37 protein-coding genes and 1 pseudogene are annotated in these 21,416 nt (G+C 44.2%); 6 read left to right on the top strand and 32 right to left on the bottom strand.

Translation table 11 applies throughout. The annotated features are described in order from the left end of the window. Positions 1 to 65 precede the first annotated feature (65 nt). The 3 genes and pseudogenes from Q366_RS01655 to Q366_RS21870 all read left to right on the top strand — a co-directional run. Positions 66 to 1,088 carry a sensor domain-containing diguanylate cyclase gene (locus tag Q366_RS01655; RefSeq protein ID WP_035235659.1) on the top strand — a complete coding sequence of 341 codons (1,023 nt, stop codon included), beginning with the start codon at positions 66 to 68 and terminating at the stop codon, positions 1,086 to 1,088. 162 nt (positions 1,089 to 1,250) lie between these two features. Continuing rightward, positions 1,251 to 3,593, top strand: a complete 2,343-nt coding sequence (locus Q366_RS19975) for a response regulator (protein WP_051957748.1) — start codon at positions 1,251 to 1,253, stop codon at positions 3,591 to 3,593. Positions 3,594 to 3,624: 31 nt separating this feature from the next. Further along, positions 3,625 to 3,770: pseudogene (locus tag Q366_RS21870) on the top strand (IS982 family transposase); the annotation flags it as partial. Positions 3,771 to 3,832: 62 nt separating this feature from the next. Here Q366_RS21870 and Q366_RS01645 read toward each other — a convergent pair. Together Q366_RS01645 and Q366_RS01640 are read right to left on the bottom strand one after the other, a co-directional pair. Then, complete coding sequence (locus tag Q366_RS01645; RefSeq protein WP_035235658.1) at positions 3,833 to 4,039, bottom strand: hypothetical protein; 207 nt, start codon at positions 4,037 to 4,039, stop codon at positions 3,833 to 3,835. 192 nt (positions 4,040 to 4,231) lie between these two features. Next, positions 4,232 to 4,783, bottom strand: a complete 552-nt coding sequence (locus Q366_RS01640; protein WP_156968081.1) for a hypothetical protein — start codon at positions 4,781 to 4,783, stop codon at positions 4,232 to 4,234. A gap of 95 nt (positions 4,784 to 4,878) precedes the next feature. On the opposite strand from Q366_RS01640, the gene Q366_RS01635 reads away from it, so the two are divergent. The 3 genes from Q366_RS01635 (at position 4,879) to Q366_RS01625 (ending at position 6,279) form a co-directional block, all read left to right on the top strand. Next, positions 4,879 to 5,127: an AbrB/MazE/SpoVT family DNA-binding domain-containing protein gene (locus Q366_RS01635; protein WP_035235654.1), complete on the top strand. Its 249-nt coding sequence runs from the start codon at positions 4,879 to 4,881 to the stop codon at positions 5,125 to 5,127. Beyond that, the gene (locus tag Q366_RS01630; protein ID WP_035235653.1) at positions 5,124 to 5,522 is read left to right on the top strand and encodes a type II toxin-antitoxin system VapC family toxin; all 399 of its coding nucleotides are present in this window, start codon (positions 5,124 to 5,126) and stop codon (positions 5,520 to 5,522) included. Before Q366_RS01635 ends, Q366_RS01630 begins: the two co-directional genes overlap by 4 nt. 439 nt (positions 5,523 to 5,961) lie before the next feature. After that, positions 5,962 to 6,279 carry a hypothetical protein gene (locus tag Q366_RS01625; protein WP_035235651.1) on the top strand — a complete coding sequence of 106 codons (318 nt, stop codon included), beginning with the start codon at positions 5,962 to 5,964 and terminating at the stop codon, positions 6,277 to 6,279. On the opposite strand, the gene rplQ is transcribed toward Q366_RS01625, so the two are convergent. From rplQ to tuf, 30 genes are all read right to left on the bottom strand, one after another. Then, positions 6,280 to 6,636, bottom strand: coding sequence for a 50S ribosomal protein L17 (gene rplQ, locus Q366_RS01620; RefSeq protein WP_035235650.1), 357 nt, complete (start codon positions 6,634 to 6,636; stop codon positions 6,280 to 6,282). Between the two features lie 5 nt (positions 6,637 to 6,641). Continuing rightward, positions 6,642 to 7,664, bottom strand: a complete 1,023-nt coding sequence (locus Q366_RS01615) for a DNA-directed RNA polymerase subunit alpha (RefSeq protein WP_035235649.1) — start codon at positions 7,662 to 7,664, stop codon at positions 6,642 to 6,644. A 47-nt stretch (positions 7,665 to 7,711) separates the two neighbouring features. Continuing rightward, positions 7,712 to 8,338 carry a 30S ribosomal protein S4 gene (gene rpsD, locus Q366_RS01610; RefSeq protein WP_035235648.1) on the bottom strand — a complete coding sequence of 209 codons (627 nt, stop codon included), beginning with the start codon at positions 8,336 to 8,338 and terminating at the stop codon, positions 7,712 to 7,714. A 164-nt stretch (positions 8,339 to 8,502) separates the two neighbouring features. Next, the gene (gene rpsK, locus Q366_RS01605) at positions 8,503 to 8,898 is read right to left on the bottom strand and encodes a 30S ribosomal protein S11 (RefSeq protein WP_035235647.1); all 396 of its coding nucleotides are present in this window, start codon (positions 8,896 to 8,898) and stop codon (positions 8,503 to 8,505) included. 26 nt (positions 8,899 to 8,924) lie between these two features. After that, positions 8,925 to 9,293 carry a 30S ribosomal protein S13 gene (gene rpsM / locus Q366_RS01600; protein WP_035235646.1) on the bottom strand — a complete coding sequence of 123 codons (369 nt, stop codon included), beginning with the start codon at positions 9,291 to 9,293 and terminating at the stop codon, positions 8,925 to 8,927. Positions 9,294 to 9,307: 14 nt separating this feature from the next. After that, positions 9,308 to 9,421 (bottom strand): 50S ribosomal protein L36, encoded by a 114-nt coding sequence (gene rpmJ, locus Q366_RS20675; RefSeq protein WP_084691657.1) that lies wholly within the window; start codon positions 9,419 to 9,421, stop codon positions 9,308 to 9,310. A gap of 22 nt (positions 9,422 to 9,443) precedes the next feature. Further along, the gene (infA, locus tag Q366_RS01595) at positions 9,444 to 9,662 is read right to left on the bottom strand and encodes a translation initiation factor IF-1 (RefSeq protein WP_004073836.1); all 219 of its coding nucleotides are present in this window, start codon (positions 9,660 to 9,662) and stop codon (positions 9,444 to 9,446) included. Between the two features lie 30 nt (positions 9,663 to 9,692). Further along, positions 9,693 to 11,012, bottom strand: coding sequence for a preprotein translocase subunit SecY (gene secY, locus Q366_RS01590; protein WP_035235645.1), 1,320 nt, complete (start codon positions 11,010 to 11,012; stop codon positions 9,693 to 9,695). A gap of 19 nt (positions 11,013 to 11,031) precedes the next feature. Beyond that, the gene (rplO, locus tag Q366_RS01585; protein ID WP_035235644.1) at positions 11,032 to 11,475 is read right to left on the bottom strand and encodes a 50S ribosomal protein L15; all 444 of its coding nucleotides are present in this window, start codon (positions 11,473 to 11,475) and stop codon (positions 11,032 to 11,034) included. 1 nt (position 11,476) lies between these two features. Next, positions 11,477 to 11,659 (bottom strand): 50S ribosomal protein L30, encoded by a 183-nt coding sequence (gene rpmD, locus Q366_RS01580; protein ID WP_035235643.1) that lies wholly within the window; start codon positions 11,657 to 11,659, stop codon positions 11,477 to 11,479. 11 nt (positions 11,660 to 11,670) lie between these two features. Continuing rightward, a complete protein-coding gene (rpsE, locus tag Q366_RS01575; protein ID WP_035235642.1) occupies positions 11,671 to 12,171 on the bottom strand; it encodes a 30S ribosomal protein S5 in 501 nt (166 codons plus the stop codon). 17 nt (positions 12,172 to 12,188) lie between these two features. Continuing rightward, positions 12,189 to 12,557, bottom strand: coding sequence for a 50S ribosomal protein L18 (gene rplR, locus Q366_RS01570; RefSeq protein WP_035235641.1), 369 nt, complete (start codon positions 12,555 to 12,557; stop codon positions 12,189 to 12,191). Positions 12,558 to 12,576: 19 nt separating this feature from the next. Next, a complete protein-coding gene (rplF, locus tag Q366_RS01565) occupies positions 12,577 to 13,119 on the bottom strand; it encodes a 50S ribosomal protein L6 (RefSeq protein WP_035235640.1) in 543 nt (180 codons plus the stop codon). 15 nt (positions 13,120 to 13,134) lie between these two features. Then, entirely contained in the window at positions 13,135 to 13,533 is a 399-nt protein-coding gene (gene rpsH / locus Q366_RS01560) for a 30S ribosomal protein S8 (protein ID WP_035235639.1), read from the bottom strand. Positions 13,534 to 13,602: 69 nt separating this feature from the next. Then, positions 13,603 to 13,788, bottom strand: a complete 186-nt coding sequence (locus tag Q366_RS20670; protein WP_083927967.1) for a type Z 30S ribosomal protein S14 — start codon at positions 13,786 to 13,788, stop codon at positions 13,603 to 13,605. A gap of 21 nt (positions 13,789 to 13,809) precedes the next feature. Then, on the bottom strand, positions 13,810 to 14,349 hold the full coding sequence (rplE, locus tag Q366_RS01555; RefSeq protein ID WP_035235638.1) for a 50S ribosomal protein L5: 540 nt from the start codon (positions 14,347 to 14,349) through the stop codon (positions 13,810 to 13,812). Between the two features lie 22 nt (positions 14,350 to 14,371). Continuing rightward, on the bottom strand, positions 14,372 to 14,692 hold the full coding sequence (gene rplX, locus Q366_RS01550; protein ID WP_035235637.1) for a 50S ribosomal protein L24: 321 nt from the start codon (positions 14,690 to 14,692) through the stop codon (positions 14,372 to 14,374). 29 nt (positions 14,693 to 14,721) lie between these two features. After that, the gene (rplN, locus tag Q366_RS01545) at positions 14,722 to 15,090 is read right to left on the bottom strand and encodes a 50S ribosomal protein L14 (RefSeq protein ID WP_035235636.1); all 369 of its coding nucleotides are present in this window, start codon (positions 15,088 to 15,090) and stop codon (positions 14,722 to 14,724) included. Positions 15,091 to 15,108: 18 nt separating this feature from the next. Further along, positions 15,109 to 15,369 (bottom strand): 30S ribosomal protein S17, encoded by a 261-nt coding sequence (gene rpsQ, locus Q366_RS01540; RefSeq protein ID WP_084691656.1) that lies wholly within the window; start codon positions 15,367 to 15,369, stop codon positions 15,109 to 15,111. A gap of 15 nt (positions 15,370 to 15,384) precedes the next feature. Continuing rightward, positions 15,385 to 15,585 carry a 50S ribosomal protein L29 gene (rpmC, locus tag Q366_RS01535; RefSeq protein ID WP_035235634.1) on the bottom strand — a complete coding sequence of 67 codons (201 nt, stop codon included), beginning with the start codon at positions 15,583 to 15,585 and terminating at the stop codon, positions 15,385 to 15,387. Further along, positions 15,585 to 15,995, bottom strand: coding sequence for a 50S ribosomal protein L16 (rplP, locus tag Q366_RS01530; protein WP_035235633.1), 411 nt, complete (start codon positions 15,993 to 15,995; stop codon positions 15,585 to 15,587). The genes rpmC and rplP overlap by 1 nt, the downstream gene beginning before the upstream one ends. Before the next feature lie 23 nt (positions 15,996 to 16,018). Beyond that, complete coding sequence (rpsC, locus tag Q366_RS01525) at positions 16,019 to 16,672, bottom strand: 30S ribosomal protein S3 (protein ID WP_035235632.1); 654 nt, start codon at positions 16,670 to 16,672, stop codon at positions 16,019 to 16,021. Positions 16,673 to 16,697: 25 nt separating this feature from the next. Then, positions 16,698 to 17,024 carry a 50S ribosomal protein L22 gene (gene rplV, locus Q366_RS01520; protein ID WP_035235631.1) on the bottom strand — a complete coding sequence of 109 codons (327 nt, stop codon included), beginning with the start codon at positions 17,022 to 17,024 and terminating at the stop codon, positions 16,698 to 16,700. Between the two features lie 29 nt (positions 17,025 to 17,053). Then, positions 17,054 to 17,329, bottom strand: a complete 276-nt coding sequence (rpsS, locus tag Q366_RS01515; protein ID WP_035235630.1) for a 30S ribosomal protein S19 — start codon at positions 17,327 to 17,329, stop codon at positions 17,054 to 17,056. A 10-nt stretch (positions 17,330 to 17,339) separates the two neighbouring features. Beyond that, a complete protein-coding gene (rplB, locus tag Q366_RS01510) occupies positions 17,340 to 18,173 on the bottom strand; it encodes a 50S ribosomal protein L2 (protein WP_035235629.1) in 834 nt (277 codons plus the stop codon). Between the two features lie 12 nt (positions 18,174 to 18,185). Then, positions 18,186 to 18,473 (bottom strand): 50S ribosomal protein L23, encoded by a 288-nt coding sequence (gene rplW, locus Q366_RS01505; RefSeq protein WP_035235628.1) that lies wholly within the window; start codon positions 18,471 to 18,473, stop codon positions 18,186 to 18,188. A gap of 1 nt (position 18,474) precedes the next feature. Further along, a complete protein-coding gene (rplD, locus tag Q366_RS01500; protein ID WP_035235627.1) occupies positions 18,475 to 19,095 on the bottom strand; it encodes a 50S ribosomal protein L4 in 621 nt (206 codons plus the stop codon). A 122-nt stretch (positions 19,096 to 19,217) separates the two neighbouring features. Beyond that, positions 19,218 to 19,850 carry a 50S ribosomal protein L3 gene (gene rplC, locus Q366_RS01495; RefSeq protein ID WP_035235626.1) on the bottom strand — a complete coding sequence of 211 codons (633 nt, stop codon included), beginning with the start codon at positions 19,848 to 19,850 and terminating at the stop codon, positions 19,218 to 19,220. Between the two features lie 24 nt (positions 19,851 to 19,874). After that, on the bottom strand, positions 19,875 to 20,183 hold the full coding sequence (gene rpsJ, locus Q366_RS01490; protein ID WP_004073804.1) for a 30S ribosomal protein S10: 309 nt from the start codon (positions 20,181 to 20,183) through the stop codon (positions 19,875 to 19,877). Between the two features lie 23 nt (positions 20,184 to 20,206). Then, complete coding sequence (gene tuf / locus Q366_RS01485) at positions 20,207 to 21,400, bottom strand: elongation factor Tu (protein WP_035235625.1); 1,194 nt, start codon at positions 21,398 to 21,400, stop codon at positions 20,207 to 20,209. Positions 21,401 to 21,416 lie beyond the last annotated feature (16 nt).

Below are 21,416 nucleotides of genomic sequence, written 5' to 3'. Positions count from 1 at the left end.
CAAATGCCCATTAAATGGGAATGATAATACATTCAGGCAAGCCTCAATTTTGGAATTTATGCAAAATGGAAATACCGCGATATCTGATAGATCAACTTAAAAAAAATGAGGAAATAGCCAGAAAGTTCAACGAGATTGAGATCAGCATTCTAAGCATCCTGAACTTTGAAGATTTTTTTGAACGACTTTTGTTCCAAATTGCAGACAAATTCAGCATACCGTATATCTGGCTTTCTATTATCCGGGAAAGCAGTATTTGTGAGCAGCTCAGGGCCAGAAATGAATCCGCGGCCCTGAAATCAGCGATTGCTTTTGTGGCCCAGGAACGTTTTATTTTCATTATCAAGGACCAAAAACCCGTACTGAGCAACAGGAATTTAACATTTTTCAAAGATCTGATGCCCGATAGCCAAACCCAACCCATAGGGTCCCTTGCCATCGCCCCAATAACCCTGGATGGAAAACTTGTGGGCAGTATTAACCTGGCAGATGTCGACATTCGCCGGTTTGAACCCGGTATTGACACCTCTCTTCTGGAGCAGCTGGCCCAGAAAGTATCTCTGTGCCTGTCCAATGTCGCGGCCCATGAAAAGCTAAAATTTCTGGCCTATCATGACCCTTTGACAGGCCTGTTTAACCGGGGCGTTTTTGAGCGCATACTTGACCGGGAATTTTCACGGGCAAAACGTTATGATAGCGAACTGTCACTTATTTTCCTTGATTTTGATGATTTTAAAACCATTAACGATACTGCAGGGCACAGCATCGGTGATGAAGCCCTGTGCTTTCTTGCAGACACCCTGGGCAGCCTGAAACGGAAACAGGATATCGTGGCCCGGCTTGCCGGGGATGAATTTGTCGTTCTTTTACCATCCACAAAAAAAGAACGTGCCGAGCAACTCATCAAACGGGTGAATGAGCATTTTGAAACCCATCCGCTGATTTCCGGTGGATATACGTTTAACATCCGGATCAGCCATGGCATCGCCAGCCTGTCCGATAAAGGAGTGTCTAATCCACCCGGACTGATTAAAACAGCCGATTCAAAAATGTACCAGCATAAAGCCGCAAAAAAGAAACGCGCATAAAGGATCTTTTGGGGGCTACTTGCGCCCTATTTGTTTCCTCCCTCTTCCTGGAGCGCTGGAGCGGAGAATTTTTCTTTTCCATTTTTTATGGCTTTTTACGCAAGTTTATATTAGACTTTTCCCATAATGCGATAATTCAGTCCAAGGGATTCTCCACGACCATTGATCACATTACCCAAAATTCAAAATCTTACGTTCAGGAATCAACTGCTTTTTTCTTTCCTCATTGTTTTTGTGCCATTAATTCTCATTTCCAACGCACTGATCTTTGTTCAAAGTCGAAACCTGATTGACGCCGGCATTGAAAAGGAGCTGAATCAAAGCGTCACATTTCTCAAGGATCTTATCCAGATAACGGCAGACATCGGTATAAAAAACAGGTTCAAAGCCATTACAAAATTCAAATTCCGGAACAACGGCTATGCCTTTATCGTTGATGAAAAAGGGAACGCGGTCATGCACCCCTTTCTCCAGGGAAAAAATCTGCTGGCCCAGCCCCAAGCGTTTTCCGCCGTTATTCAAAAAATACTTAACGAAAAATCGGGAAAAATAAAAACGTTTGGGTTATCTGTACCGGACACCCGTCCCGGGGAGCAACTGGTTATTTTCAGATATCTTCCCCAATACAAGTGGATCATTGGTGCAGCAAGCTATGTGGATGACATCTACACCCCCTTAAGCACATTCTCCACATTAATTACCCTGGATATTTTATTTTTTCTTCTGGCTTTTGTGGTCTTGACCTATCTGTTGTCACGATCCGTCACCAAACCCATTGAAAATTTTACACATATTCTGGACAACAGTGAAGCAGGCGATTACAGCATTCGCCTGAACTATAATGCCCAGGATGAGGTTGGAAGTCTTGCCCGGCATTTTAATTCATTCATGACCCGTATGGAAAAAGATCATGACCAGCTGAATGACCCGAGCCAAAAAACGATTGCAACCCAGGATACCCTTAAGTCAAAGGAGTTGAAGCGCCAGGTACTTTTTAACCTGTCGTTTCAGTTGATCTCTATTATTTCGCCCGATGGAATCATAGAAGATGTAAATGAAAACCAACTTGCATTTTCCCAATGTACGGAAACTGATGTTCTGTATAAACCGTATTGGGACAGTCCCTGGTGCCGGCATGATGAAAAATGCCGGCAGGAAATTAAACAGGCTGTGGAACGTGCGGCCCTTGGGAAAACCGCCCGCATAGAGACCGCCATTGTCGATGGGGACGAACAGATAAAGGAAGTTGAGATATCCCTGAAACCTGTATGCAGCGACAAACATGTTGAGTTCATTGTTGCTGAAAGCAGAGATATCACTGAAATAAAATGTGCAGACAAAGAACGTCGCAAGCTTCTTATCCAATTACAAAAGGCACAGAAAATGGAAGCCATCGGTGCCCTGGCCGGTGGGATTGCCCATGATTTCAATAATATTCTATCCAGCATTTTCGGTTATGCCCAACTAGCCCAGATGAACCTGAATAACCATGAAAAATTGAACAATCACATGAATCAGATCATCAAAGGGGCCCAGCGCGCATCTGACCTTGTTAAACAGATTCTGACCTTCAACCGCCAGGCAAAGAACCAAAAGAGTCCGCTAAAGCTCTACCTTGTGGTTAAAGAGGCACTTAAACTTCTCAGGTCTTCCATACCCACCACCATTGAAATAGTAACCCGGGTGGAAACCAGAGATATGGTTAATGCAGACCCCACCCAGATGCATCAGATGATCATGAACCTGTGTACAAACGCCTATCATGCCATGACGACATCCGGTGGGACTTTGACGGTGAGCCTATCCACAGTTGATCAGATTGCGCCGGCACATCAAAATAAAGACTATTTCCGGCCCGGACCCTTTTTAAACCTGATGGTAAAAGATACCGGCAAAGGGATGCCCCCCAAAGCCATTGAAAAGGCATTTGATCCCTATTTTACAAGCAAAGAGATGGACCGGGATACGGAGTTAGGGCTTGCCCTGGTCAGGGCCATTGTCGAAGACCATAAAGGCCTTTTCTGCGTTGAAAATATTGCGGAACACGGAACCTCATTTTTCGTCTACCTGCCGGTCGTAACGAAAAGGGGTTCAGCAGCAGGCAGTCACACAGGAAGTGATGCATCTCTGAAACCAGGCAAAGAAACCATCATGGTCGTGGATGACGAGCCCGACATTCTGGCTTTAATTGAAGAGCTGCTTAATAGGTTCGGTTATTCGGTCCACCCGTTTAATAACGGAAAAAGCGCCCTGGATGCCTATCAGAAAGGAAACATAAGCTTTGATATGGTGATTACCGATATGACCATGCCCCATATGACCGGTATTGCCCTGGCTGAAGCCATTTTAGCGGAAAATAAAAATATGCCGATAATTTTATGCTCCGGCTATAGTGAAACCACCACCTGGTCCGAAGTCAGGGCCATCGGTATTCAGGCCTTTCTTGAAAAGCCTTTGGATACCCACCTGCTGCTCAGCACCATGAGAGCATTGTTTGATAAATAAGGCGTTGACAAATAAACGTGATATGCAACTTTTTAATATTGAGACAGTGCGTACAAGGGATTTGTGGCATCTGAGAAGCAGGACGGTTCGAAAAATACTGTCTCATACTGTTGCAGTCTTTATCAATTATCTTTACGGTCGGAAAATTTACAATTTTACGGCCTTGTCGATACATAAAGTTGCACATCACGTCTGTTTTGTGTTTCACTATGCTCCGGCATTCACCGGGGCGGTTGGCTTTATATTTCAGGCTCTATCCATTCAGTGTCATGTTCAAATCTTATAGCGATGGGATCACTGGAAGAATCGTTATCCTCACCCTCTAATATGCAGATACTACCGAATCCGTAACCAGCGTATTCTGAAGCTTGTTTTTTTGCTTCAACCAAAGTTTTTGCGTCTGAAATAAAGGATATGCCAGTTTTATAAATGATTTTGTAAGCCATGTTTTCTCTTCTTTATGTTTTTTTGTGTTTTTTTATCAACCCTTTAAGTGCGTTATATGTACTTAACAGCTTGGTAAAATTTACAAGAAGTGTCAATAAGTTTAAAGGACTTCCTTTATTATTCTGCGACAATTATCTTGGCCGGTTAGTCATGATAGAACCCCGACATTAAAATTCGCAATACCGCAAAACTCACCTTTTTTGATTATCCTGTGGCAATTCAAGCCAGCGTGCCGTCAATTTTTCCAGCTCTGTTCGAACTTTTTTGCCGGAACGGGTATGGAGTTTGAAACGACTACGGTGATTGCGAAGTCGTTGTCGTTCTTCACGGAATTCATCCATATCAACAGATGATAATGCGTTAATCGTTTCTTCAAAACTTCCCGGGCGCGGAATCAATTCCCACGCTCCCGAACTCTGGATCATACGATTTGTAGCTCCTTTTTGCCCTGTTGTTCGCAACAGGCGCTGATTGAGTCCACGGAATTCACTTTCCCGATCATTGTTCGTTCTCGGCAAAGCGGGTATATCGTAAGTGTGAAACAAGCCGGAGGCGTAATTGTGAGTAGTTCTGCGGATCTTGCTTGCGAACATGAACAGTGTCGGATTATCTTTGGTTTGCTCAAGTAACTGGTCCAGGTACTCAACCAGCTCCTTTTCTACCTCATCTCCCGTCCGAGAGGGGTTTTCCTCTGGGTCGAGCAACGTCGATCTATGAATCAGCCAGCCGGCAACTTCACTCAAATATCGGAGTTATCAATTTCTACTTGATTTTTTTTTAATAAAATCTTACCTTGAAGTAAGAAAATATATCAATGTAAGATAAAGGGCGAATGACTATGGCTTTAGCTACGATCACAACAAAAGGGCAAGTGACAATCCCCAAAAAAATTAGGGACGCCCTTAAGTTGCGTACAGGGGATAAAATAGAAATTATCGTTACAGATAAAATGGAAGCAATCATAAGACCAATTTCAAAAACAGTGGATGAACTATTTTGTAAATTACAAAAGCCTGAACAGAAAGCCATCTCTATAGAAGAAATAAACAATGCCATAGCGAGCCGAATGAAGAGTAAATTCAAATGAAAGGAATTGATACCAATATTCTTGTTCGATTTCTTGTTGGCGATGACCATGATCAAGCCAAAATTGTTTATAATCTTTTCAAAGAAGTTGAACTGAATAAAAACGAATTATTTGTTCCATTATTGGTAGTTTTAGAGCTTCTTTGGGTTTTAGAATCCGCATACAACATTGAAAGAAACAACATAATAGATTCCATTTCAGATTTAATACTTATGCCAATTTTAAAATTTGAACACCTGGAAACTATTCAAAAATTTATCATTGCAGGGAAAAATAGCAAATATGATTTATCTGATTTGCTGATTGCTCATACCGCAAGCTCTTATGGCTGTGAAACAGTCTTCACTTTTGACAAAAAAGCTTCAAAATACAGTTTATTTGAATTGATAAAATGACATGACGAATAAGGTTAGATTATGAGAGGTGCGACCGGCATGGTTGTGAACTAGCTGGTGTAAGTCCAGCCATAGCCCTTGAAAGGAGGGAATATGTAGGCAAAGGCAAAGATGCCCGAAGAAACTTTCCGAATCCTGCCCGAGGAGGGATAACCCGGTGAAGGAAAGCCAATGAGGAATCTGAAGGAAGCCGGCGCCAAACTTGCTACTCAAACTCGGTGTGAACCTCTGGTAGGCCTAAAGGAAGGGGCGAGATACCCTCGACTATCAAAACCCAATATCCTTTCCGTATTCCTTTGGGTAGAGGAGGTGAGCGAGCAATGAAAGTACACGATCTTACCCGGTGACGGGTCTTCTGCTCCGGGCCGTTGTAACTGCGACAGCCAAGCCCTAAGCGGAACAGTAATGTAGCCGTTACGGACAGAGGGTCTTCAAAGGAATGCGGAACGATGAAGATGCAACCCATAATGAAAAGAAAAATGGCAATACCGCAAAACTCACCCGAAAAGGATTGAAATCGGTTATTGGCCCAAGCACTGAGAGAGTCCGAACTGCATCAATTACGGGCGAAAGTGGCAGTCCGCCGAATGGCAGCAAATTCAAAAAAGGTGAGTTTTGCGGTATTGCAAATAAAGCTTTGACAGAGGGGTATGACTCTACTGTCAAAGCTTTTCGATATCTGACGGGGATCCGGCAATCAGGAATCAACCGCCTGAACGGGCATGGTTTTAAACCATATCCATTGTTTACAATCTGATTAATCGGTGATCAACTCAATCTGAACCATGGGAGCAACATCCCCTTTTCTTGGTCCTAACTTGATAATCCTGGTATATCCACCCTGCCTTGCGTTAAACTTCTCTGCTACCTCTTCAAAAAGGGCATGAACAACATCTTTTTCACGGATTACCGCCATGGCCTGACGCCTGGCATGAAGATCTCCCCGTTTGGCCAGGGTGATCATTTTATCGGCAATCTTACGAAGGCCTTTGGCTTTGGCTTCAGTTGTTTTGATGCTGCTGTGTTTGAACAGAGAAGTTACCATGTTCCTAAACATCGCCTTTCTATGGGCGGAGGTTCTGTTCAGCTTTAATACGGATTTTCTATGTTTCATGGTATTTATTCTCCTTCCTGAATATTCACATCTTCCGGCGGTTCGATCCCCTCAAGGTCCATCCCTAAAGACAGGTTCATTGAAGTAAGCACTTCTTTGATTTCATTGAGTGATTTACGGCCGAAATTTTTTGTCTTGAGCATTTCGCTGTCGGTTTTCTGGACCAACTGGTAGATGGTGTGGATTCTCGCATTTTTCAGACAATTTGAACTGCGAACGGAGAGCTCGAGTTCGTCCACGGAACGATAGATATTCTCATTGAATCCTTTTTCACCTTCATCGGTTTTATATTCCGATTCATCAGGTTCAAGTTCTTCATCAAAATTGATAAATGGATTCATCTGTTCCTTAAGGATTTTTGCACCGTAAGCAACAGCATCATCAGGTGTAACACTACCGTCTGTCCAGACTTCAAAAGTCAGTTTGTCATAATCGGTTTTCTGGCCAATACGTGATGTACCCACCACATATTTTACGCGCTTAATGGGAGAAAACGCTGAATCAATGGGAATGGTGCCGATGGGGGCATCGTCATCCTTATTTGCTGATGACAGGGCATACCCTTTATCAGTTTTCACAACCATGACAATATTGAGTTTCCCATTTTTATTTACCGTGGCAATATGCTGCTCCGGGTTAAGAACCTTCACCCGACCGTCCGGGCTGACGATATCCGCACCTGTAACATCGGCCTCGCCAGTGATATTAAGGGTCAGTATTTTTTCCTCTGGATCGTCTACTTTGAGCTTCAATTCTTTCAGATTAAGAATGATCTCAGATACATCCTCTCTAATATCTGAGATAACGCTGTATTCGTGAAGTGCATCATCGAATTTCACGGAGACTATGGCGGCACCATAAATGGAGGATAAAATAATCCGCCGAAGCGAGTTACCAATGGTGATGCCGTATCCCCTTTCAAGGGGTTCACACACAAACTTGCCATAGGTGGAAGTTGTGGTAACATCAAGCTTTTCCGGCTTGATCATCTCTCGCCAGTTAACATATGCAAGATTTTCAGATGACATTTAAATCTCCTGAATAGATAATTTGGTAGATCATATGTATGATGAACCTATTTTGAATAGAGCTCTACGATCAACTGCTCCTGGATCGGCAGTGAAATATCTTCTCTTCCGGGAAGTCCTTTTATTTCACCCTTAAAACTGTCTTTATTAATTTCAAGCCACTGGGGGATACCACGCCTTACAATGGCATCCAGGGAATCAATAATGGCCTGTATGGTCCTACTTTTTTCACAAAGTTCGATAACATCCCCTTTTTTGACCTGATAGGATGGGATATTAACCTTTTTACCGTTTACAGTAAAATGATTGTGACGAACAAAATGACGACCTTGATTTCTGGAATTTACGAAGCCAAGTCGAAATACAGTATTATCTAACCGGGTCTCAAGTAATGTTAACAAATTAATACCGGTGATGCCTTTTTGACGGTCTGCCCGTTTGAAAGTATTTCTAAACTGTTTTTCAGATACACCATAAATTCGTTTAACTTTCTGTTTTTCTCGAAGCTGCATGCCGTAATCTGATTGTTTAACTCTTTTCTGACCGTGCTGCCCAGGGGGAAACCCTCTTCTGTCATAACTGCATTTATCAGAAAAACAACGATCACCTTTTAAAAAAAGCTTCATATTTTCACGTCTGCACTGTCTGCAGACAGAACCTCTATATCTTGCCAAGTTTCCTCCTTTATCTATTGTGATAAAGTTTACACGTTAAAATGTTCCGGATTAGATTATGTTCGCCGAAATAATTGATAGTGTTCCGTGTCTGGATGAAAATTTGCCCGGATGCAAATTTTTTTTGCAATACCGCAGATGGATGAATTTTCGTTCAAACAATTTTATACACGTCTTCTTTTGGGTGGGCGGCACCCGTTATGCGGTACCGGGGTAACATCCTTAATCATGGAAATATTAAACCCAAGTGCATGCAGTGCCCGAAGCGCAGATTCTCTTCCAGGTCCGGGGCCTTTAACATATACCCCGACGTTTTTCATACCATGTTCCATAGCTTTCGCCCCTGCATCCTCTGCAACCAGCTTGGCTGCAAAGGGCGTGGATTTCCTGGACCCTTTAAACCCCTGCATCCCGGCAGATGACCAGGAAATGGTGTTGCCGTTTTCATCTGCAATGGTGACAATGGTGTTGTTAAAGGTAGACTGAATATGCACTATGCCGGTTGATATATTCTTTTTAACCCGCTTTTTGGCAATGACCTTTTTAGACTTTTTCGCCATAATTGTTATCCCTTATTATTTAAGTCCTACTTTTTCTTTTTCACTGCCGCGCGCTTGGGACCTTTTCTGGTTCTGGCGTTGGTACTGGTCCGCTGCCCGTGGCAGGGCAGGCCTTTACGATGACGCAGTCCCCTGTAACATCCTAGATCCATCAATCGTTTAATATTCATGGACACTTCAGAACGCAGTTCACCTTCAACCTTGAACTCGGCATCAATGACCTTCCTGATTTCATTTGCCTGCTCTTCGGTCAGATCGTCGGCCTTGATTGTGGGTTCAATTCCCGTTTTTTCAAGTATCTGCATAGACCTGCTGCGCCCAATACCATAGATATAGGTTAAAGCGATCCACGCATGCTTATCTTTTGGTAAGTCAACTCCAGCTATACGTGCCAAATTTTTCTATCCTCCTATCCCTGACGCTGTTTATGGCGCTTGTTCACACAAATAACTCTAATAACACCGCGCCTTTTAATAACTTTGCAGTTCCTGCAAATTTTTTTTACGGATGCTCTGACTTTCATCTAACTGCTCCTCATTTCAATTTTATTTATACCGGTAGGTTATTCTGCCACGGCTCAGATCATAGGGAGAAATTTCCACAGTCACCCTGTCGCCGGGAAGTATTTTTATAAAATGCATTCTCATTTTCCCAGAAATATGTGCCAGCAGAACATGCTTATTTTCCAGCTCAACCTTGAACATGGCATTGGGAAGTGTTTCAAGGACTTTACCGTCTACTTTAATGGGCTCTTCTTTGGCCATAACTAAAATCTTCTCCTTTGTGGTGCCATATCAGGACCGGCTTTTAATCCGTTTATTTCCGGAGCGTCCCAGAAATCCGTCATAATTGCTGGTAATCAAATGTGACTCTATCTGGGAAATGGTATCAATAGCAACACCAACAACAATCAACAACGCTGTCCCGCCGAAATAAAAAGGGACGTTAAACTTATTCATCAATACAGTGGGTAATACACAAACCGCCGAAACATAAATCGCACCGCCTACAGTAATCCTTGTAAGCACTTTATCGATATACTCAGCTGTCCGCTTTCCCGGACGAATGCCCGGGATGTATCCACCGTTCTTTTTCATATTTTCGGCCACATCTTCAGGGTTGAACTGAACTGCGGTATAAAAAAAGCAGAAGAACACGATAAAACCAATATATAACAGGTAATACCAGATTGTTCCCGGACTGAACATGCCCGCCACGGTCTGCATAATCGGCAAATTGATGAACTGGGCCAGTGTGGTGGGAAACATGATGATGGAGGAAGCAAAAATGGGCGGGATAACGCCGGATGTATTGATCTTAAGCGGAAGATGCGAAGTTTGTCCGCCATACATCTTTCTGCCGACCACACGTTTGGCATAGTGGACCGGAATTCTGCGCTGGGCCTGTTCCATGAAAATAATGGCGGCAATTACCGCAACCATCAATAGAATCAGAATGAGGATTGAAAACAACCCCATCTCACCCGTACTCAAAAGCTGTCCCACTTTAATACCTGCTGATGGCATATTTGCGACAATACCGGCAAAAATGATCAAAGAGATCCCGTTGCCGATTCCCCTTTCGGTAATCTGCTCACCAAGCCACATGATAAATGCGGTTCCCGCTGTCAGGGTGATAATGGTGATCAGTCTGAATCCCCACCCAGGATAGGGTACAATGGGAACACCGGCAGGAGATGTCATGGATTCAAGGCCGACCGCAATACCAAACCCCTGTATGGCGCTTAAAACAACGGTTCCATACCGGGTTAACTGGGTTTTCTTTTTACGGCCGGCATCCCCTTCTTTTTTGAGCTGTTCAAGATAGGGAATAACCACGGTCATAAGTTCCAGAATAATGGAAGCACTAATATAAGGCATAATACCCAGGGCAAAAATAGAGAGCCGCTGCAACGCTCCTCCAGAAAACATGTTGAACATGGAGAATAAAGTGCCTGAGGCCGATGCAAAAAAAGATTCCAATGCTGCGCCGTCAATACCGGGTGTCGGTACATGCACCCCGACCCGGTAAACAAAAAGCAAGGCGAGCGTTATCAATATTTTGCGCTTCAGTTCCGGCAATTTGAGCATATTCTGGTAGCTGTTCTGGATCATTGAGACTGTTCCTTATACCTTACGCTAATTCTACGCTGCCACCGGCAGTTTCAATTTTTTCTTTCGCACTCTGGGAAACCAAAATATTTTTCAGAATATACTTCTTGGTCACCTCACCATTCCCAAGAAGTTTAACACCGTCCACAGAACCTTTCACAAGACCGGCTTCCCGAAGAACGGCCTCGGTGATTTGAGTACCGTCATCAAACCGGTCAAGATCCTGAACGTTCAGCACTGCATTATGGGTTTTAAACATATAATTTTTAAACCCGCGTTTGGGCAGCCGCCTGTAAATGGGCATTTGTCCACCTTCAAAACCGGGGCGGACAGATCCGCCGGAACGTGCCTTAAGGCCCTTATGACCTTTGGTGGACGTTTTTCCCATACCGGAACCAGGACCACGCCCGATTCTTTTTCTATTTTTTCTGCTTCCGGGAGCTGGTGCCAGATCATGTAACTGCATCCTAAACCTCCTCTACTTTCACAAGGTGTGAAACCTTTTCCACCTGCCCCATAATCACAGGGGTATTATCGTGCTCCACAGTGTGATGCATCCGTTTAATGCCAAGGGAGCGAATAATCCGTCCATGCTTTGCAGGACGCCCGATGGTGCTTCTTATCTGCGTAATTTTAATTTTATCAGCCATTGTCCGCCTCTTTATATTTCCTCAGGTTTAAGCCCGCGTCTTTTGGCAACTTCCTCCTTGGTACACAAGGACTGGAGGCCGGCCATGGTGGCTCTTACAATGTTCTGGGTGTTGTGGGAACCAATACACTTGGTTAAAATATCGGTGACCCCGGCTGCTTCAAGGACCGCACGAATACCGCCACCGGCAATCAGTCCTGTACCGGGAGAAGCCGGTTTGAGAAGAACCCGGCCTGATCCGGCGTGACCCAAAACTTCAAAGGGAACCGTGCCATTCAGGATAGCGACTTTTTTCATATTTCGTTTGGCTTTATCCATTCCCTTTCTAATGGCTTCAGGAACTTCTTGGGCCTTTCCCAGTCCATATCCCACGCTGCCTTCACCATCACCTACCACAACCAGGGCAGTGAAGGTAAAATTCCGGCCACCTTTAACGACCTTCGCAACACGGTTTATTCTAACGACCTTATCGATCAGACCGGTATCTTCCATCTGCTGTTGTTGTCTTGCCAAGGGTGTTCCTCCTTAATTTAGAATTCAAGACCGGCTTCCCGGGCCCCGTCTGAAAGTGCTTTTACGCGTCCATGAAAAAGGAACCCATTCCGGTCAAAAACAACCTTTTTAATTCCTTTATCCATTGCCCTTTTGCCGATAAGGTTGCCCACAGTCTTTGCAACATCCTGTTTTTTCCCCTCAATGGGGGTATCTTTATATTCTTTGTCAAGGGTTGACGCTGCGACCAGCGTAACACCTTTGGTGTCGTCTATGATCTGGGCGTAAATATGTTTGGCTGTTCTGAAAACGCTCAGTCGGGGACGTTCCTGATTACCAAATATATTTTTTCTGATCCGTTTTTTTCTTTTAAGCCGTGCGACCAGCCTTGGTGATGTATTTGCCATAATCTATATTCCCCACCTTTTAATCTTTACCAGCAGTCTTACCTGCTTTTCTGATAATTCTTTCGTCAGCATACATAATGCCTTTGCCTTTATAAGGCTCGGGAGGTCTAATCGCTCTGATGTTTGCTGCGGCTTGCCCCAAAAGCTCTTTATCGATACTGGTAAGGGTCACTTCGACGTTTTTGTCAACCGCTGCAGCCACACCATCAGGAAGGGCGAAATCCACAGGGTTTGAATACCCGACAGAAAGCACCAGATTTTTTCCTTTGGTCTCAGCCCGGTAACCAATGCCTGAAAGTACCAGTTTTTTCTCATAACCTTGCGTGACACCATGCACCATATTAAAAATAAGAGACCTGAAAAGCCCCTGCAGTGCCACTTTCTTTTTATCAGCGGTGTCTGTGGATACACTCAACACCTGGTTGTCAATCTCAATATTGACTGCCGGATGCAGCTTGCGGTCAAGACTGCCTTTAGGCCCTTTGACATTGATGATATCGCCATCAAGGGTGATTTGAACCTTATCTGGAAGCTGAACCGGCTTTTTTCCTATTCTGGACATCTTATAGCTCCTGTCTTACCAAACGTTACAAAGAATTTCACCGCCGACCTTTGCTTCTCTTGCCTGCTTGTCGGTCATCAACCCCTTAGAAGTCGAAATGATGGAAATACCTAGGCCATTTAATACCGGCTTGATATTTTTTGATTTAGCATACACCCTGCAAGAGGGTTTGCTGACGCGCTGGATACCAAAAATAGAGGGTTTGCCTTCTGAAACATATTTCAAGGCCACCCGGATAACACCCTGGGTTTGGTTTTCTAGAAATTTGTAATCTTTGATATACCCTTGTTTCTTAAGCACCCGCACCACTTCAAGTTTAATCTTGGATCCGGGGATATCCACCTTGGACAGACCTGCCTTGCCACCATTTCTGATTATGGTCAGCATGTCTGCAATGGGATCACTAGTTGCCATTTGAAAATCTCCTTAAATAAGCTGATATTAAAATAATCGTTAGAATCTGGATATACTGCCTAGGATACATTACCAAGAAGACTTGGTTACGCCCGGCAGTTTACCTTGTGAGGCAAGCGTTCTAAAACAGATTCTACAGATACCAGCTTTTCTAATAAACGCACGTGGTCTACCGCATAAAGGACACCTGTTGTAAGCCCGTACACCAAATTTGGGTTTTCTTTGTGCCTTTGCGATTAAAGCTTTTTTAGCCAAACGATCTTCCTCCTTAGGTCCTTAATTTTTAAAGGGCATTCCCATCAATTTAAGGAATGATTTCCCTTCTTCATCGGTTTTGGCTGTGGTGACAACCGTTACGTTGAGGCCCTTGATAGCGTCGGTCTTATCATATTCAATTTCAGGAAAAATGATATGCTCCGTGATGCCTAAACTGTAATTGCCACGGCCATCAAATGCTTTTCCGGAAATGCCTCTAAAATCTCTTACACGGGGAAGTGCGATGTTGATCAGTCTGTCAAGAAAGTCATACATTTTTTCCCGTCTAAGGGTCACTTTGCAGCCAATGGGAAGATCCGCACGCAATTTAAAGTTGGCAATGGGTTTTTTTGCGCGGGTGATTACCGCTTTCTGCCCTGCAATCAATCCAAGTTCCTGGGCTGCTGTTTCAACAATTTTCGGGTTTCTGACCGCTTCGCCAAGCCCCATATTCAGTACAATCTTTTCCAACTTGGGCACCTGGCACAGATTCGTGTAGTTAAACTCACCCATCAGTGCGGGAACCACTTCATTGGTATACGTTTCCTTAAGCGTACTCATTTATTTTCTCCAGGCTTTGGTGTTATGAGTCTATCTGCTGATTGCATTTTTTACAGACTCTTACCCGTTTTCCATCTTCCAGCTCTTTGATTCCGATACGGGTCGGTTTTACACAGGAGTTACACATCAGCATAAGATTGGACACGTCCATGGGCATGGGTTTTTCAACAATGCCCCCCTGGGGATTTGCCTGGGAAGGTCTCTGATGAACTTTAACCATGTTGATATTTTCCACAACAATCCGGTTTTTCTTTTGGACAACCTTGAGTACCGTGCCGATCTTACCTTTGTCCTTGCCGGTCAATACCTTGACTTTATCGTCTTTTTTTATTCTTATTTTCATGACTTAATTCTGTTCTCCCTGACCGTGGATCAAAGTACGTCCGGTGCAAGAGAAATGATCTTCATAAAACGCTTTGCCCGAAGTTCTCTTGCCACTGGTCCGAAAATACGGGTTCCCACCGGCTCGTTATTCTTGTTAATTACAACCGCGGAATTATCATCAAAACGGATGGATGATCCGTCGGGCCGGGATATCTCTTTTTTGGTTCTGACAATAACAGCCCGGACCACGTCCCCTTTGCTGACCTTTGAATTGGGAATAGCCTCTTTTACGGAAACAACGATAACATCTCCGATGGTGGCGTATCTTCTTTTAGACCCACCAAGGACTTTAATACAGTACAGTTCCTTGGCGCCTGAATTGTCAGCGACTGTCAGTCTGGTTTCACTTTGAATCATTATTCAACTCCTTAGACACTAGACCGCTTTTTTAACAATTTCAGTCACCCGAAACCGTTTGTGTTTACTCAGCGGCCTGGTTTCGATAATTTTGACTTCGTCACCAATTCTGCAGTCATTCTGCTCATCATGGGCATGATATTTTTTGTAGCGTTTGATGTACTTTTTGTACACCGTATGCTGTACAAATCTTTCAACCCTGACCACCACGGACTTATCCATTTTGTCGGACACGATCAGACCAATCAGCTCTTTTTTATTTTTTTTTGTAGTTTCCATATCAGTACTCATTAATTAGCTAATTTTGACATTCATTTCTTTGGAAATCGTGTAAAGTCTGGCAATGTCTTTTCTTACACTGGACAGATTGGCCGTATTCGTGAGCTGACCTACATTACTCTGGAAACGAAGTTTAAACAGTTCCTTTTTAAGCTCAACGATCTTATCTTTAATCTGGCCTGCATCCATGTCTCTGATTTCACTGGCCTTAAACATTATTTTCTCCTTTCCACAAATCGGGTTTTTACGGAAAGTTTTCTGGCCGCCAGCCTTAAGGCTTCTTTGGCCAATTCTCTGTCAACACCTTCCATTTCATAGAGAATTTTGCCCGGCTTTACCCTTGCTACCCAGGCATCTGTTGCGCCTTTACCTTTACCCATTCTAACTTCAGCCGGCTTCTTGGTAACGGGGTGATCAGGAAAAAAACGAATCCAGCTTTTACCCTGCCTTTTTGCCTTTCTGGTCATCGCGACCCTGGCCGCCTCAATCTGTCTTGCATTTATATATCCGCATTCCACGGCCTGGAGTCCATAATCTCCAAAACTCAATGTATTGCCCCTCGTGGGCATTCCTTTGGTTCTGCCACGGAATTGTTTGCGGTATTTGATATTTCTGGGACTCAGCATTTGCTAATTTCTCCTTATTGCGTCTAATTAGTTGCCAGAGTCTGTTCACCGGGGCTTAACACTTCCCCCTTGAATATGAACACCTTAATACCAATGGCACCATAGGTGGTCTTGGCTTCAATGAATCCGTAATCCACATCGGCTCTAAGCGTATGCAAAGGGATTCTGCCTTCCTTGTACCATTCGGTTCTGGCCATTTCAGCACCACCCAGACGACCGGAGCAGATAATTTTAATACCTTTTGCCCCGAATCTCATGGCAGAGGAAACGCTTCTTTTCATTGCCCTTCTGAAGGCGATGCGTTTTTCAAGCTGGCTTGCAATATTTTCCGCCACCAGCTGTGCGTCGGTTTCAGGTCTTCTGACCTCTTTGATATCAATCAAGACTTCAGGATTAAGCATTTTTTCAAGCTCATTTTTCAGCAGCGCGATCTCTGCACCCTTTTTGCCGATAATGATGCCGGGCCTGGCTGCAAAAACCCTGAGCCTGATCTGCTTGGAAAATCGTTCAATTTCAATTTTGGAGATACCGGCGTGGTATAATTTCTGTTTCAAAAATTTTCTTACTTTGAAATCTTCTTCGACAAAGTTTGCGTACTCTTTGTCAGCGTACCACCGGGAATCCCAAGTCCTGATAATGCCTAATCTTAATCCGGTAGGATTTACTTTCTGGCCCAAGCCTTTGCCTCCTTGTTTAGACGGTTTATTCTACCACCACTGTTATATGACTGGTTCTTTTTAGAATACGGGCAGCTCTTCCCCTTGCCCGCGGCCTGAATCGTTTCATGGATGGTCCCTGATCAACAATCACATTTTTCACTATCAGTTTATCAACATCCATCTCGTTGTTATGTTCGGCATTGGCAATGGCAGACTGCAGGGTCTTATACATGATGTCTGCGGCTTTTAAAGGCATGAACTTCAAGAGAGTCAGCGCCTGGCCCGCATTTTTGCCCTTGATCTGGCTGATGGGCAGCCGAAGCTTTAACGCTGAGATTCTTGTATATCTTGTAGTCGCTTTAACTTCCATATCTTAAATTCCCTCTAAATCATGGCAGATTAGCGTTTGGCTTTTTTATCTGCGGCATGACCCCAATAAGTTCTTGTGGGTGAAAATTCACCAAGTTTATGCCCCACCATATTTTCCGTGATAAACACAGGAATAAATTTTTTTCCGTTATGAACGGCAAAGGTGTTGCCGACCATTTCAGGCAAAATAGTAGAACGGCGCGACCAGGTTTTAATTACTTTATTACTGCTGGACTTTTGGGCTTCAAGAACTTTTTTAAGAAGCTCAGGCGCGATATAGGGTCCTTTTTTTAATGATCTTGGCATAATTTATCACCTATTTCCTTTTAGCCCTTCTTTTAACAATATACTGATCTGTTCTGGCATTATTGCGGGTCTTTTTACCCTTTGCAGGCACGCCCCAGGGAGAACACGGCTGACGCCCGCCTGAAGAACGGCCTTCGCCGCCACCCATGGGATGATCCACAGGGTTCATTGCCACACCACGAACCGAAGGCCGTTTCCCCATCCACCTGGCACGTCCGGCTTTACCGATGCTGACATCGCTGTGTTTCTCATTTCCCACACGGCCGACAGTGGCTTTGCATTTAACATGAATCATGCGGACTTCACCGGAAGGAAGCAGGATCTGGGCATACGACCCTTCTTTGGCCATGAGACGGGCATATCCGCCGGCACTTCTGACAATCTGGCCACCCTTGTTCTGCTTCAACTCAATATTATGAATTCGGGTACCGGTGGGGATATTTTCAAGGGGCAGACAGTTCCCGGGTTTAATATCAGCATCAGGCCCGGTTTCAAGAATATCACCGACCTTGATATCAAGGGGAGCCAAAATATATTTTTTCTCACCGTCAGCGTAGGTCAACAGGGCAATCCTGGCAGATCTGTTCGGATCATATTCAATTGCAGAAACCTTGGCTGGAATTCCGTCTTTATCCCTTTTGAAATCGATAATACGATATTTTTTCTTAGCGCCGCCGCCTCTGTGTTTGGCGGTAATTCTTCCATAGGAATTCCGGCCCGACCGTTTATTGAGATTTTTAGTCAGCCTTCGTTCAGGAGTGTCTTTTGTAATTTCTTCAAAAGAAAGATACTCCTGAGCACGTCTTCCCGGAGATGTCGGCTTGGTCTTAACTATTGTTGACATATTAATACCTCTTTACACACCTTCAAAAAAATCAATTCGTTGTCCGGGCATGAGAGTGACAACGGCTTTTTTCCAGTCCTTTTTTTTGCCGATAATTCTGCCACGTTGTCTTGTTTTGCCTTTAACCTGTACGGTTCTGACCTGTTTGACTTGTGCATTGAATGCCTTTTCAACGGCATTTTTAATTTCAACCCGGTTGGCATCCTTGGCAACTTTAAAAGTCACCTGGTTGAGCAGCTCTTTTTGAAGGGTAGTTTTCTCAGTAACCACAGGTCCACGGAGGATGTCATATTCAATCATCTCAGCTCAACCTCCCTTTGATGTTTTGAATACTGGATTCTTCCAGCAGAAGGTTTTTAAACTTTAAAATGTCATAAACATTGAGACCTTCTGTCTTTATCACTTTGACATCCGGAATATTCCTGGAGGACAGAGCAAGTTTCGTATCATCGGTATCTGAAACAATGAGAAGGTCATCAAGATTCAGTGCTGAAAGTACATTTGCCAGTGCTTTTGTTTTGATCTCTTGGAGTTCAAGGGCGTCAACAACAAAAAGCCGACTGTCTGATACTTTTGCACTTAAAGCCATTTTAAGGGCGAGTTTTCTTACTTTTTTCGGCACTTTGATTTCATAGGATCTGGGACTGGGACCAAAGATAACACCACCACCTTTACGCAAAGGAGATTTTATGCTACCGGCCCGGGCATTACCAGTCCCTTTCTGTCTGAATAATTTCTTTGTAGAACCTGCAATCATACCCCTGGTCTTAGACGCAGCAGTCCCCTCCCGTTTTGCAACGAGCTGGGATCGAACCACGTCGTGAAGAACACTTGTCTTGACCGGTATGCTGAAAATTTCGTCAGGCAACTCCACTTCAGATACTTTAGCACCTGTACTGTTGAATACATCTACAGCAGCCATTATTCTTCCTCTTCAATTTTGATCGACTATGCATCACTGCGAAATATTTGCAATACCCATAGCCGCTATTTTTCTACTTGGTCAGACACTGAGGTATCATCAACCCAGCGTCGAAAACTGTCTTATTTTTTTACATCAGCTTTGCGCACCTCGACAACACCGGTTTTAAAACCGGGAACTGCACCTTTTACCAGGATAAGGTTGTCGTCGTGCTTAATATCTACAATTGTTAAATTTTTTACCGTAACTTTATCCACACCTGTATGACCGGGCAATTTTTTTCCCTTAATTACCTTTGCAGGCCATGCTGAGTTGCCGATGGAGCCAGGTTTTCTATGATTCCGGTTACCGTGACTTTCAGGCCCCCTGGAAAAACCATGACGTTTGATGGTTCCCTGGAAACCACGACCTTTGGAAATACCGGTCACAGTTACTTTATCACCAATTGAAAACATATCAGCACCGATGGTCGCCCCGGCTTCTATGTCGTCAACGGATTCTTCTCTAAATTCTCTTAAAACCCGAAACCCTTTGTCCGATGTTTTTTTTAAATGTCCTGCAATGGGTTTGTTTAATCGCTCAACCGGCTTTTCATCAAACCCGAGCTGCAAGGCGGTATACCCGTCTGTCTCTTCCGTTTTTATCTGGGTTACGACACAGGGGCCAACCTGCAGCACTGTAACAGGAACGAGCTGTCCATCGGAAGCAAACACGTTGGTCATACCGATTTTTTTTCCAAGCAATCCATTCATCATAACGAATATGTTCCTGTTAATGCACTATAATTTAATTTCGACATCTACGCCGGGGGACAGGTCAAGCTTCATTAACGCGTCCACTGTCTGCTGTGTAGGCTCAAGAATATCCATCATTCTTTTGTGCGTTCTGATTTCAAACTGCTCACGTGATTTTTTATTCACATGCGGCGAACGCAACACAGTAAACTTGTTGATCCGGGTGGGTAAGGGAACCGGCCCCACAATTCTGGCACCGGTTTTCCTTGCCGTATCAACAATATCTACCGAAGACTGATCAAGCAGCTTATGGTCATAAGCTTTGAGCCTAATTCTAATTTTAGTCTTCAACATTATTATTGTTCTTTCTTAATCTACTATTCTACGATTTCACCAACAACACCGGCACCAACTGTACGGCCACCCTCACGAATAGCGAAACGAAGTTCCTTTTCCATGGCGATGGGGTTGATCAATTCGACGTTAATGGTAGCATTATCTCCAGGCATAATCATTTCAACGCCTTCATCAAGAGTCAAAACGCCTGTGATATCGGTTGTTCTGAAGAAAAACTGAGGTCTGTAACCGGTAAAGAACGGCGTATGGCGCCCGCCTTCTTCTTTACTCAAAGCATACATTTCAGCTTTAAATTTGGTATGCGGAGTGATGGTTCCGGGCTTGCAAACAACCTGGCCACGTTCAACCTGATCACGTTTTGTGCCACGGAGCAACAACCCGACATTATCCCCGGCCTGTCCCTCATCCAGAAGTTTTCTGAACATTTCAACGCCGGTGCAGACTGTCTTGGCGGTGTCTCTGATTCCTACGATTTCAATCTCTTCGCCGGTTTTAATCACACCGCGCTCAATACGACCGGTAACAACAGTACCACGGCCGGAAATCGAGAAAACGTCTTCGATGGGCATCAGGAAGGGCTTAGCAACATCTCTTTCAGGTTCGGGAACATAGGAATCAAGCACATCAAGAAGCTCATAAATTGGCTTAGCCTCTTCTGCGTCCACATCGTCACATTCCAGAGCCTTGAGCGCAGAGCCGCGGACAATCGGTGTTTCATCACCCGGGAATTCGTAGGTATCAAGAAGTTCCTGAAGCTCCATCTCAACAAGCTCGATCAGCTCTTCGTCATCAACCATGTCGCATTTATTCAGAAAAACAACGATTTTAGGCACACCGACCTGACGGGCAAGCAGGATATGCTCCCGGGTCTGGGGCATGGGGCCGTCATCGGCGGACACAACAAGAATAGCACCATCCATCTGGGCCGCACCGGTGATCATATTTTTAATATAGTCAGCATGGCCCGGACAATCGACATGAGCGTAATGACGATTTTCTGTCTCGTATTCAACATGAGCCGTGGCGATGGTGATACCACGCTCTCTTTCTTCCGGGGCCTTGTCAATTTCGTCAAAGGGAACATATGTCCCATTGCCCTTCAGGCCGGCCAGCTTGGTAATCGCCGCAGTCAGAGTGGTTTTCCCGTGATCGATATGCCCGATTGTCCCGATGTTCACGTGCGGTTTGTTCCGCTCAAATTTCTCCTTAGCCATCTTCTCTATTCCTCCT

This window comes from Desulfobacter vibrioformis DSM 8776, from assembly GCF_000745975.1.
GTDB classification, from domain to species: domain Bacteria; phylum Desulfobacterota; class Desulfobacteria; order Desulfobacterales; family Desulfobacteraceae; genus Desulfobacter; species Desulfobacter vibrioformis.
This window is presented reverse-complemented; position numbering and strand designations above follow the sequence as displayed.